Here is a 12,751-nt window from a genome sequence, read left to right on the forward strand (position 1 = left end):
GGGCCGGGCCTCGTAGCGCGGCCACGCCCGCCACAGCTGCAGCACTATTTCCTGGTACAAATCCTGGCGGTCGTCGGCATCAGCGCAGTACAGCCGCGCCACCCGCCGCAGCCGGGGCTGGTGGTCGTTCAGCATTTCCAGGAAGTCCGGTGCAAGCGGGGCAGATGCCATCAGGAGAACATTTGTAGCCTATATCGACCGTTTTCAGGCGGCATTACAAGCAGCACCTATTTTTTTCGGGCCGGAGTGCATAAGAACCCGCAGAGGTGACAGAATAATCACTTTCCTATTATTGCCGGGCTTCTCAGCTAGTAAGCGTATGAAGACCCCTCAATAAGAACAGCGCTACTTTGTGCTTCTTGCCAGCTGAAAAGCAGTTTTCCGAAACAGGCATCATTGCTTCTCTAAAGTACCAACGGTGCGCAATAGCTGCTATCCTCCCCGATGAAGAAACCCGGTATCCTATTCTTTTTCGCCTGTGGTCTGCTGGGCGGACTGGTTGGTTACGGAATGGCCCGTTATCTACCAGATTCTCAGTTCCGACCGGTCTTTCAAACTTCGGCGGGCCCGGCCGAGGGAGTGGCGAAATTTGGAGTCGCGCTACTGGCGCTATGGGCCGCACTGGCGTTGCACGAGTTGGGCCATCTGCTCACGGGCCTGGCGCAGGGGTTCCGCTTTCTGCTCTTCGTGGCCGGCCTGCTGGGGGTCCGTCGCCACCCGCGCACCGACCGCGTGCAGTTCTACCTGAACCGCGACCTGGCCCTGGCGGGTGGAGTTGCAGCCACCGCCCCCACCCGGCGCGGCCCTCATCTGCGCCGGCAATTGGCCGCCATATGCGCGGCCGGACCACTGGCCAGCCTACTGGTGGCCGTGGGCGCGTTAACGGGTGGCCAGTACCTGCTTGGCACCGCGGCACTGGCCTCGCCTACGGGCCGGGTGGGCATTTTTTTCCTGATAGTACTTGGCTTGTCTTCGGGGTTGTTACTGCTGGCCACCACCATTCCCACGCGCACAGGACCGTTTTTCACCGATCGAGCCCGGTTTTTCCGGCTGCTGGGTGGTGGGCCAGCCGCTGCCACCGAGCAGGCCCAACTGGAGCTGTTGGCCCACACCCAGTCGGGCCAGCCCTACGCGACTCTCGACTCCGACCAGTTGGCGCTGCTGCTTGCTGATGAGGAACCGCTCGTGCGCTGCTTCGCCCACTTTATGGCCTACTACCGCAGCCTCGACCGAGCCGAGGAACTGGCGGCGCTAACCCACATCCGCGCTGCCGATGAGTTGGCCAATAACCAGCCACAGCTTTTCCGGGACGAAATCAGCAAGGAGCGCGCCTTTGCCGAAGCCTTCGTTGCCCGCGACACCACGGCCGCCGAGCAGGCTTGGCACACCATCAAACCAGCACTGCGCCAAACGCCCACCGCCCAGCACTACCTCGTGCAGGCAGCATTGGCGCTGGCCCATCAAAATATCCAGGAGGCCCGTCGCCTTGCCCACGAAGGTCAACAGGCACTGCCCGCCACGTCCACCAAAAGCGAAGATGCGCTACAGGCCAAGGTGCTGCGTCGGCTAATAGAAATTCTGCCCGCCGAGACCCTGCAAACAACGCCGTAACACGCACGCAACCCGGTACTTCGGCCTGATTCAATGCAATTTCACAAACAGAAACGCCCACCTCCCAGATAAGGAGGCGGGCGTTTCTGAATATCGAATCCATAAATCCGCAGAAATTCGTTCTAGTACGCGGTCTTAGGCGAAATACTCCTTCACTTTCTCGAAGAAGCCTTTGTCGTTTTTGCCGGGGCTAGGCATGAAGTTGCGCGAGTCGCGCAGCTTTTCGAGTAGTTCACGCTCCTCATTGCTCACGCTCTTAGGCGTCCAAACGTTGAGATGGATGAGCTGGTCGCCGCGGCCGTAGCCGTTGATGTCCTTAATGCCCTTGCCGCGCAGGCGCAGGATTTTGCCCGGCTGCGTGCCCGGCTCCACCTTGATTTTCACTTTGCCCTCGATGGTAGGCACCTCGATGTTGGAGCCCAAAGCAGCATCTACGAACGAAATGTACTGCTCGAACATGATGTTGTTACCCTCGCGGCGCAGCACCTCGTGCGGCTCCTCCTCAATCTGAATAAGCAGGTCGCCGGGCACGCCACCACGCTCGGGGTAGTTGCCCTTGCCGGTCATGCTCAACTGCATGCCCTCGGCCACGCCGGCCGGAATGTTAATGGGAATCACCTCCTCGTGCAGCTGGCGGCCGTCGCCCTTGCAAGTGTCGCAGGTGCTGGTTACTACTTTGCCTTCGCCCTCGCAGGTGGGGCAGGTGCTGGCGCTTACCATCTGGCCAAGCATAGTGTTTACCACGCGCTTCACCTGGCCCTGGCCGTTGCAGGTGCCGCAGGTTTTGAGGTCGGTACCGTTTTTGGCACCCGTACCCGAGCATGGCTCGCAGGCCACGTAACGCTTCACCTTGATCTTCTTCTCGACGCCGTTGGCAATTTCTTCCAGATCGAGCTTAAGCTTGATGCGCAGGTTGGAACCCTTACGCATGCGCCGCCCACCCTGCTGGCCGCGGCCGCCCCCGAAGAAGCTCTCGAAGCCACCGCCGCCGAAAATGTCGCCGAACTGGCTGAAAATGTCCTCCATGTTGGGGCTGCCGCCGCCGTTGCCGCCCATGCCCTGGTGGCCGTACTGGTCGTAGCGGGCGCGCTTCTGCTCATTGCTGAGCACCTCGTACGCCTCGGCCGCCTCCTTAAACTTGTCTTCGGCCGTGGGGTCGTCGGGATTTTTGTCGGGGTGATATTTGATGGCTACTTTACGGTAAGCCTTCTTAATCTCGTCGCCCGCCGCGTTTTTGGCCACGCTCAGCACTTCGTAATAATCTCGCTTCGTTGCCATGTTATTGTATTTCGTCTGTCATGCTGACGAAAGGAGCATCTCTACCGAAGTGATAATTCTTTCAAAGAAGCGGTAGAGATGCTTCTTTCGTCAGCGTGAAAGGCGTCGTTTCGTTTACTGGCCCAGCACCACTTTGGCGTGGCGCAACACCTTGTCGCCCAAATAGTAGCCCTTTTCCACTTCGTCCACGATCTTGCCCTTCATGTCTTCCGAAGGAGCCGGAATCTGGGTGATGGCCTCGTGCAACTCAGGGTCGAAGGCAGTGCCCACAGTAGTCATTGAGCTCAAGCCCTTCTGTTCCAGGGTTTTGCTAAGCTTGTTGTGGATGATGTCGACAGCTTCGCGCACGGTGCCGGCATCCTCCGCGTTCTGGGTATGGTGACGGGCCCGGTCAAAGTCATCGAGCACGGGCAGCAATACGGCCATAAGCTCCCGGTTAGCGCTCTTGAACAGATCGATTCGCTCCTTGGAAGTACGACGCTTGTAGTTCTCAAACTCAGCCGCCAAACGCAAGTACTTGTCCTTGAGTTCAGCCAATTCGTCGCCAGCGGCAACAGTAGTATCAGACGTCGCCTCGTCGGTCATTTCACCAGCCGTAGCAGTGGCGGGGTCGGTCATATTGTCGTCCTGGGGCAGGGTCTGCTCGTCAGCCATAGTCGTAAAATATCGTCGAAAAGGGTTTTTCACTGGATTTAGCCTGTAGGCAACAGGCCGGGTGCAAGCAATAGGCCAAAGCGAAGACAGCTGCCAGGTTGGCACAAAAAACGGGGAGGGTACGGAGCTTACCCCACACCCTCCCCGTTTTTTTATGCCATGCTACTCGGCGTGCAGCGCCGTCCAGATCATATCCTTTAGCGGCTGGATATTCTTGTTGGTCAGGCTGGAAATGAAGATGGTCGGCAGCTCCGTAGGCAGCGTGGTCCGGATTTCCTCCTCCAACTCCTCATCAAGCATATCCGACTTGGTGATGGCCAGCAGACGTTTTTTATCCAGCAGTTCGGGGTTGAACTGCTCCAGCTCGCTGAGCAATACCTGGTACTCGGCGTTGATGTCGGGCGAGTCGCAGCTAATCATAAAGAGCAGAATCGAGTTGCGCTCTACGTGACGCAGGAAGCGGTGACCCAGTCCTTTACCCTCGGCCGCACCTTCAATAATGCCCGGAATGTCGGCCATCACAAACGACTTATAGTCGCGGTAGGCCACCACGCCGAGGTTGGGCGTAAGGGTGGTGAAGGCGTAATCGGCAATTTTGGGCGTAGCGGCCGAAACTACCGAGAGCAGCGTGCTTTTGCCGGCGTTCGGGAAGCCCACCAGGCCCACGTCGGCCAGCAGCTTCAGCTCCAGAATCACCCACTCGTCAATGCCGTCCTCGCCGGGCTGGGCATAGCTGGGAGCCTGGTTGGTAGCCGATTTGAAGTGGTCGTTGCCCAGGCCACCGCGGCCGCCGGGGGTCAGAATCAGGCGCTGGCCAGCTTCGGTAATCTCCAGCTTTTTCTCGCCGGTTTCGGCGTCGCGGGCGACTGTGCCCAGCGGCACCTGAATGATAATATCCTGGCCCTGCTTACCGGAACGCAGGTTTTCGCCACCGCCTTCGCCCGCCTCGGCAATCAGGTGCTTCCGAAACTGCAGGTGCAGCAGCGTCCAAAGCTGGGAGCTGCCCTCCAGAATGATGTGGCCACCCCGGCCACCGTCGCCGCCATCGGGGCCACCGTTGGGCAAGCCCTTAGCCCGGAAAAAGTGGTGCGAACCCGCTCCACCCCGGCCCGAGCGGCAATTGATTTTAACGTAGTCGATGAAGTTATTGGAAGCCAATTTCGTTGCGAAGCTAGGAGTTGGAAGACAGGAGATAGAAGCCCTATCATCCCTAAAAAAGACTGTCATCCTGCCCATTCCGCTGATAGAGCGGAGTACGCAGGATGACAGAAGGGAGATTCTGCCGCAGCCCGAGCAGGCCGCAGCGGCAAAGTTACGCTTTTACTTCCTTGGTAGCCTGCTGGCTGCCGCCGGGAGTAGCGGGCTGGTGCTGATCGAGGATGCCACAGATCTGGCCGAAAATATCCTCGATTTCCCCAATGCCGTTCAGGGCGTGAAATTTATTCTGAGTGGCGTAATAGCCGGCTACCTGGGCGGTTTCGGTGTTGTACACTGTCACGCGCCGGGTTATTTTAGCTTCATCCTGGTCGTCGGGACGGCCCGAGGTTTTCCCGCGCTCCAGCAGCCGCTTCACCAGCTCTTCTTCCTTTACTTCCAGCGCCACCATGCACGTTACCTGGGTGTTGTGCGCGGCCAGCAACCGGTCAAGGCTTTCGGCCTGAGGCACAGTGCGCGGGAAGCCATCGAAGATGAAGCCCGCTGCCTGCTCGTTCTCCTTGAGGGCCGAGCCGATCATGCCGATTACTACCTCATCGGGCACCAACAGGCCTTCGTCCATGAGCTTTTTGGCTTTCAGGCCTAGCTCGGTACCGCGGGTAATCTGGGCCCGCAGCAGGTCGCCGGTAGAGAGGTGCACTAAGTTATAGCGGGCAATCAGCTTCTGACTTTGCGTGCCTTTACCGGCTCCGGGAGGGCCAAATAGTACAAGATTAAGCATGAGCAGCGAGGAGTTACGCGGAAAGGTTGAAATAGGCGGGGTTGGGAAATATAAGCACGAAACGGCAAACGCCCCGCGCTAAGCTACGGCCGGAATCCAGTATCGGAGGCGACTGTCCGGCTTATACGGCCTGGTAGACGTCGGGGTAGTTGCGGCCCAGACCGTCAAAATCAAGGCCGTAGCCCACAATGAAGTCGTTGGGAATGGGCAGACCCACGTAGCGCAACGGCAGTTCGTGTTGGAGGCACTCAGGCTTGAGAAACAGCGTGGCTACTTCCAGCGAGGCTGGTGCCTGAGCACCGAGCGTATCGAGGAGCATGCGCATGGTGTGGCCCGTATCTACGATATCTTCTACCAGCACCACATGGCGGCCCTGCAGCTCCTCAGTCAGGCCCAGCACCTCCTTGATTTCGCCGCTGCTGCTGGTGCCCGTGTAAGAGGCCACCCGGATAAAGCATACTTCGCAGGTAAGGCTGATGTGCTTGAGCAAGTCGGCGGCAAACATGAACGAGCCGTTGAGCACCACCACAAACAGCAGTTGTCGGCCGGCATAATCTTGGTTGATGCGACCGGCGACGTCGGCAATGGCCGCCGTCAGCTCCCGGGCCGACAAGTAGGGTTTAAACTCTTTGTCGTGCAGCGTAATATGGTCGGTGTTCATCCGCTTGAGGTTGGGCTCGAAGTCAATAGGCAGGTCAAAGGTAGAGTTTACCGCTTAGATGGCAGTAAACAGATGGCGTATTTGGGGAGAAAGCGAGGTAGGGTGCGGAGCTTGCACCCGCCCGTCGTTGAACGATGCAGAGCCATGCCGCCACTCAACGACATGCAACGGTCACCTTTCAACTGCGGGCGGGCACAAGCCCCGCACCCTACTCGTTCTCTATTTAATCAATACAGCTACTACAGCAGCCGGCACGGGTAGCGCGGCCCGCACGTGCGTAGCCGGCACTTCGGGGGCCTGCACCACGCCGCGGCTCGGGGCGGCAATGTGGGGAGCAATAACGAGCGAAACGATGCTCATCAGCTTGATGAGAATGTTCATGCTCGGGCCGGAGGTATCCTTAAACGGGTCGCCTACTGTGTCGCCGGTTACGGAGGCTTTATGGGCGTCGGAACCTTTGTACTGCATCACGCCGTCAATCATCACGCCTTTCTCAAACGACTTTTTGGCGTTATCCCAGGCCCCACCGGCATTGCTCTGGAAGATGGCCATCAACACGCCGCTTACCGTTACGCCGGCCAGTGTACCGCCCAGTACTTCGGGCCCAAAGGTGAAGCCTACCAGCACCGGTACCAGCAGGGCAATGGCACCCGGCAGCATCATTTCGCGGATAGCGGCATCGGTGGAAATGGCTACGCACTTTTCGTACTCAGGCCGACCGGTACCTTCCATGATGCCCGGAATCTCACGAAACTGCCGACGCACTTCCTGCACCATGGCCATAGCCGCCCGCCCCACGGCCGAAATAGCCAGGCCCGAGAAGATGAACGGAATCATGGCCCCCACAAACAACCCCGCCAGCACCCGCGCGTTGCTGATATCAATAGACGTGATGTTGGCCGTGCCCATGAAGGCAGCGAAAAGAGCCAGGGAAGTAAGCGCGGCCGAAGCAATGGCGAAACCTTTGCCCGTAGCGGCGGTGGTATTGCCCACGGCGTCTAGTATATCGGTCCGCTCGCGCACTTCCTTGGGCAAGTCGCTCATTTCGGCAATACCGCCGGCATTGTCGGCAATGGGGCCGAAAGCGTCGATGGCCAGCTGCATGGCGGTGGTGGCCATCATACCGGCCGCGGCAATGGCCACGCCGTAAAGCCCGGCGCATTCATAGCTGAGAATGATGCCCGCCGCCAGCACCAGAATGGGCAGCACGGTGCTTTCCATCCCCACCGACAGCCCGCCGATAACCGTGGTGGCATGCCCCGTAGAGCTTTGGCGCACGATACTGAGCACCGGCCGCCGGCCCATAGCCGTGTAGTATTCGGTGATAATGCTCATCAGCGTGCCTACTATCAAACCGACAATCACGGCCCAAAATACGCTCATGGCGTTGAATGTAACACCCCGAATCACGAGGTCCTCAGTGGGCAGTATCCACTTGATAATGAAGAACGAAGCCACTGCCGAAACGGCCACCGACACGTAGTTGCCGAAGTTAAGGGCGCCCTGTACGTTACCGCCCTCCTTCACACGCACCAGCAGAATACCGATCAGCGAAGCCACGATGCCCATGCCGGCAATCACCATGGGCAGCAGAATCGGCGAGAGACCCTGGAACTGGTCGCCGCGGGCAATTACCTCGCGGCCCAGTACCATAGTAGCCAGAATGGTAGCCACGTAGGAGCCGAACAAATCGGCACCCATACCGGCCACGTCGCCCACATTGTCGCCTACGTTATCCGCAATGGTGGCAGGGTTGCGGGGGTCGTCTTCGGGAATTCCGGCCTCCACTTTACCCACCAGATCGGCTCCTACGTCGGCGGCCTTGGTGTAGATGCCGCCGCCCACGCGGGCAAACAGGGCAATGCTTTCGGCCCCCAGCGAGAAGCCCGTGAGCACTTCCAGGGCCGTTTCCATCTCGATGCCATTGGCCGTGCCGCCTTTGCTCACTACAAACATCTGGTAGAAGACGATGAAGAGCGAGCCCAGCCCCATCACGGCCAGTCCGGCCACGCCCATGCCCATTACCGAGCCGCCCGAAAACGACACGTTCAGCGCCTTGCTCAGGCTGGTGCGGGCCGCTTGGGCCGTGCGCACGTTGGCTTTGGTGGCAATCTTCATCCCGATATACCCCGCCAGCGCCGACAGAAAGGCCCCGATGATGAAAGCTATAACAATCACTGGGCTCGACTTCTCGCCGGTGCTACCCAGATAGAACAGGAAGGCTGAGGCAATGAGCACGAAGATGGCCATCACCCGGTATTCGGCCCGCAGGAAGGCAATGGCCCCGTCGGCAATGTAGCCAGCAATGGTGCGCATCCGCTCGTCGCCGGCATCCTGCCGGCTCACCCAGCCCGAACGCACCCAGGTATACACAAGCGCAAAAAGACCCAGTACGGGCACAGCGTAAAGAACAGGCATCATAAGCGGTGGGAAGTGGTTTTGGTTGAGGAAGGTTTTAGGTGGGTAAAATAGAGCTTATTCGCTAATACCCAATACTTCCCATCAAACAGCCTCGCTCCCTCTCACCTTAAAAACCCAGGCCGCGTCCGAACAGTCGTCGGACGCGGCCTGGGTTTGCCTGTTATGCTATTAAAGACTCATTTCGCGGAAGACACGCGTATGTTGCTCCGCTTCGTTTCCTATAAATCCCGCATCAATACCCGATAAAGCGCCAGCATACTCTCGATGTCGCGCTTGTCCACAATTTCGTCGGGGGAATGCACATTGTCCTCAGGAGCTCCAACGAAACACCAGTCCCAGGGCTGAGCCCCATGCTGAAGCTCCTTAGCATCGGAGCCGCCGCTACCCTCCACCTCCAGCTGATGCGGAATGCCAGATTCCGCCGCTATCCGGCGGATGCGGTCAACATAAGCGCGGCGCGGAATCAGCGAGTCGCGCAGACTGATGGCTACGCCCTGCCCGGGATGTACGCCTTCGGTTACCCAAGTGATGTCGGAAATCAGGGCTTGGCGTACCCCGTAGGTTTCATAGATGTGCTTGGCCAAGTAAGCTACCGAGCCACCACCATGCTCTTCCCAACATGAGAACACTACAATGCCGTGCTCCAGGGTTTCGCATAGCCGCAGTGCATTCCAGACACCCAAGCGGTTGTCGAGGTAGCAGCTTTGCACGGTGGTTGCGGTTTCCCGAAAGTCACAGTAAAATGTCAGTTCTGTACCCCGGTCTATTTCCCGGTGAAAATCGTAGCTCAGCGCGCCGGTATCCTCATCCACCACCAGGGTGCAGTCAATTTTACCTTGCGAGTCCTCGCCCACCAGCCGGTAACCGGTTTCGGCCATTGGCCCACCAATGCGTATTAGCTGTCGGCCGTAGCGCACAGTGAAGCCTATACTGTCGAGGTGGGCAAAAACAGCGGTACGCGGACTACCAAACACCAGAATAATACAATCCTGAAACTCACCTCCTGCTAGTACGGCAGGTGTAGTGTGCCACTGGCCCATGTTTTGCTTCACATAACGGAGCACAAATTCAGTGAGTTGGGTTTCGTGCCCTGCAGGGGCCGAAATATGGCACATAGCGCGTAGAAGCTCCATCTGGTATATTTTTTTTGTCCAAAATAGCGCTAAAAGTTCTACTTTAGCCTTTCCGTCGGGCAGCAACGGGCTCGTTTCCACTTCTGCCCGTCGTTGCGATTTGCCGAGCGTATGCACCAATTGTTACAATTATTATTTTTCCTCCTACTACTGCTTCCCGGGGTGGCCCGCGCCCAGCAGCCGGTTGGCACTCCTCCTCCACCGCCGCCCTCCGAAGAGACGCGTTCGGAAACTATTGCCCCCGATCCTACGCGCCCCGACCTGTTGCCCGACTCGACCCGGCAGGTGAAGCTGGAAAACGTGGACGTAGCTCCGGCGGCCGTTGATATTTCGGGTTGGCTGCTACTCGACAAGGATATTCAGACCGAGTTAGAAGGAGCCGTATACAATCTCTACAACTTTAAGTACGATAAGGCTGAGCGGCAATTCAGGAGCCTGCGCCGACGATACCCCAACCATCCAATGCCCTATTTTCTGCTGGGGCTCAGCGCCTGGTGGAAGATTGTGCCTACCGGTATCCAGACCAAACTCTACGACCGGCAGTTTTTTGCCTACATGGATACCACCATAACTAAGGCGGAAGCACTTTATAAAAAAGACAACCAGAATTACGAGGCCTCCTTTTTTCTGGCCGCCGGCTATGGCTTTGATGCCCGTCTGCATGCCGAGCGTCGCGACTGGCGCAAGGCCACCGTCAGCGCCAAGCGCGCACTCGACTACCTCGAAAAAAGCAAGGAAGCCAACGACCTGAGTCCGGAGTTTTTGTTCGGGCAGGCACTGTTTAACTACTATGCCATATGGGTGCCCGAAAATTATCCGCTCCTCAAGCCTGTGCTACTGTTCTTCCCGAAGGGGAACAAACAATTGGGCCTACAACAGTTGCGCAACGTAGCTGAGAACGGATTTTATGTTGCTCCTGAGGCGCGCACCTACCTCATGCGTATTCTGCTCATTGAGGAAGACAAACCAGCCGAAGCCCTGCCCGTAGCACGCTACCTAGCTACCACTTATCCCGAAAACGCGTTTTTCCAACGGCATTATGCTAACGCTTGTTTCCGTGAGGGGAAATTTCGCGAGTGCGAGCTAATTAGCCGAGACTTGCTCGATAAGCTAGGACGCGGGCTTCCCGGCTACGAAGCCAACGGTGGTCGTTACGCCACCTACTTCCTCGCTTACTTCATGCAGCACAAATATAAGGACCTTGCTAAGGCCCGTGACTACTACCAACGCTGTATTGTGTTTGCTGAACAGAATGGAGAAACCAATCATGGCTTCTACGTGTTCGCCAACCTAGCTCTAGCCCGCCTCGCCGCCGACAACAAGGATGTTCGTTCCGCCCGACGCTACTACACCGTGATACTGGAAAAATCCGACCGCAAATCCGACCAGTTCAGAGAAGCTCGGGAGTATCTAAAGGTCAAGTGAAGCGTTATTGCGGCTTGTCATCTGTCATATCAGCCTGAATCCAGTGAAGCAATTTGCGGACTGGTTTTATGTGGTACTCTGATACGTGCGACGCAATTTTCATTTTCACAATCCGAACAGATAGCTATGCCACATTCAGCATAGCCTTCGTTTGCCTGTTACTTGCATTAGGACTCCAGATTCGGTTTCAGCCAAATTACCCACCAAATGGATTTAAAAGACCTTTTTCTCACCCCGCTTTACTTAGCCTTGTTCTATGGGTTGGCCTTTGCGGTGCGTAAACGGTTCACCAATGCTCTAACGAAGAAGTATTTTATACCTGCGCTTTCCGTTAAATTCCTAGGCGCTATTTCACTGGGTGCTATTTACCAGTTCTATTATGGAGGGGGGGACACTTTTAATTATTTCAATGAAAGCAAGGTAATTCACCAAGCTTTTTTTGAATCGCCAAGCATCGGCATCAATTTATTATCTACTGCTAATGGTATTGCAGAAGGTCCTACTGCTAAATATGCAGCTCAGATGCATTGGTTCAGTTCAGAAACAGAATATTTTGTAGTGAAAGTGTGCGGTTTTCTAGGTCTGTTCTGCTTTCATACTTATTCCGTCATTGCCCTTATGTTTGCGTTAATTAGCTTCAGCGGAATGTGGGCATTATACAATACTTTTTTAAGATTATACCCTCGGCTGTATAAGCAATTGGCTATTGCAGTATTTTTTATCCCTTCCGTATTTTTCTGGGGTTCTGGAATTTCTAAGGATGCATTGTGCATTGGTGCACTTGGCTGGATGTTTTTCGCTTTTTACAATCTACTTGTTGCTCGTACCAAGATACCACAGGCTATTATAACCATACTAATTGCGGGATTCGTACTGAAGTCTGTCAAGATTTATATCCTTATCAGCTTTATTCCCCCGGTTATGCTCTGGGTTACGACACAGTACAGCGCACGTATTAAGTCCGGAGCATTACGCGCCCTCGCTATGCCAGTTATGATTGTACTCGGGGCTGTAATCGGACTTGCCCTCAGTCAGTCAGTAGCTTCTGGGAACAAGAACTACGACTTCGATAACATTGAGGACCGTGCGACTGTAGCTTCGACTTACCATAACAGCATCAGTCATTCAGATGAGAATAAGGGCCGTGGCATGGGCAACTCGGGTTACGCTATGCCAGATTTTACCGGCCCCGCTGATATTCCCAAGCTAGCCCCACAAGCTATTATTATCGGTTTATTCCGCCCATTTATGTGGGAAGTGAGTAACCCAGTCATGTTGCTTTCTGGCATCGAGATTTTATGGATCACTTATCTTACTTTTCAGGTGTTTCGCCGAACCGGATTCTTCAAAACTTTTGGCCGAATTGGCAGTACTCCGCTCGTATTATTCTGCGTGGTTTTCTCGATTCTATTCGCCATTGGTACTGCTATAACATCCGGCAACTTTGGCAACCTAGTACGTTACCGAATTCCACTATGGCCTTTCTATCTGACAGCGTTGTTTGTGTTACAGGATGGATTTCCGGTAAAAAAGAAAACAGCCCGTCGTATTATTGTCCGACCGGTAAACCGACAGGTGGCTAGTGCATAATTCGCATAGCTTTTCATCAAATCGACCGGCTCTTACACAGTG

11 protein-coding genes are annotated in these 12,751 nt (G+C 56.1%); 3 read left to right on the plus strand and 8 right to left on the minus strand.

Annotation, left to right across the window (positions count from 1 at the left end; all coding sequences use genetic code 11):
• A partial coding sequence (locus HW556_RS19050) for a sigma factor (protein ID WP_394354140.1) occupies positions 1–171 on the minus strand: 171 nt, incomplete at its 3' end.
• A gap of 273 nt (positions 172–444) precedes the next feature.
• Between HW556_RS19050 and HW556_RS16670 the strand changes: the two genes are divergently transcribed.
• Positions 445–1,611 carry a site-2 protease family protein gene (locus tag HW556_RS16670; protein WP_176901254.1) on the plus strand — a complete coding sequence of 389 codons (1,167 nt, stop codon included), beginning with the start codon at positions 445–447 and terminating at the stop codon, positions 1,609–1,611.
• A 135-nt stretch (positions 1,612–1,746) separates the two neighbouring features.
• On the opposite strand, the gene dnaJ is transcribed toward HW556_RS16670, so the two are convergent.
• From dnaJ to HW556_RS16705, 7 genes are all read right to left on the minus strand, one after another.
• Positions 1,747–2,889 (minus strand): molecular chaperone DnaJ, encoded by a 1,143-nt coding sequence (gene dnaJ, locus HW556_RS16675; protein ID WP_176901255.1) that lies wholly within the window; start codon positions 2,887–2,889, stop codon positions 1,747–1,749.
• A gap of 114 nt (positions 2,890–3,003) precedes the next feature.
• A complete protein-coding gene (locus tag HW556_RS16680) occupies positions 3,004–3,543 on the minus strand; it encodes a nucleotide exchange factor GrpE (RefSeq protein WP_176901256.1) in 540 nt (179 codons plus the stop codon).
• 162 nt (positions 3,544–3,705) lie between these two features.
• On the minus strand, positions 3,706–4,701 hold the full coding sequence (gene obgE, locus HW556_RS16685) for a GTPase ObgE (RefSeq protein ID WP_176901257.1): 996 nt from the start codon (positions 4,699–4,701) through the stop codon (positions 3,706–3,708).
• 154 nt (positions 4,702–4,855) lie between these two features.
• On the minus strand, positions 4,856–5,479 hold the full coding sequence (locus tag HW556_RS16690; protein WP_176901258.1) for an adenylate kinase: 624 nt from the start codon (positions 5,477–5,479) through the stop codon (positions 4,856–4,858).
• Positions 5,480–5,600: 121 nt separating this feature from the next.
• Entirely contained in the window at positions 5,601–6,140 is a 540-nt protein-coding gene (gene hpt / locus HW556_RS16695) for a hypoxanthine phosphoribosyltransferase (RefSeq protein WP_176901259.1), read from the minus strand.
• Positions 6,141–6,359: 219 nt separating this feature from the next.
• Positions 6,360–8,561 (minus strand): sodium-translocating pyrophosphatase, encoded by a 2,202-nt coding sequence (locus tag HW556_RS16700; RefSeq protein WP_176901260.1) that lies wholly within the window; start codon positions 8,559–8,561, stop codon positions 6,360–6,362.
• Between the two features lie 218 nt (positions 8,562–8,779).
• Positions 8,780–9,676 (minus strand): M20/M25/M40 family metallo-hydrolase, encoded by an 897-nt coding sequence (locus tag HW556_RS16705; protein WP_246289701.1) that lies wholly within the window; start codon positions 9,674–9,676, stop codon positions 8,780–8,782.
• A gap of 129 nt (positions 9,677–9,805) precedes the next feature.
• On the opposite strand from HW556_RS16705, the gene HW556_RS16710 reads away from it, so the two are divergent.
• The gene (locus HW556_RS16710; RefSeq protein ID WP_176901262.1) at positions 9,806–11,119 is read left to right on the plus strand and encodes a tetratricopeptide repeat protein; all 1,314 of its coding nucleotides are present in this window, start codon (positions 9,806–9,808) and stop codon (positions 11,117–11,119) included.
• 207 nt (positions 11,120–11,326) lie between these two features.
• Positions 11,327–12,709, plus strand: a complete 1,383-nt coding sequence (locus HW556_RS16715; protein WP_176901263.1) for a hypothetical protein — start codon at positions 11,327–11,329, stop codon at positions 12,707–12,709.
• Positions 12,710–12,751 lie beyond the last annotated feature (42 nt).

It is taken from the genome of Hymenobacter terrestris (assembly GCF_013377905.1).
Lineage (GTDB): Bacteria > Bacteroidota > Bacteroidia > Cytophagales > Hymenobacteraceae > Hymenobacter > Hymenobacter terrestris.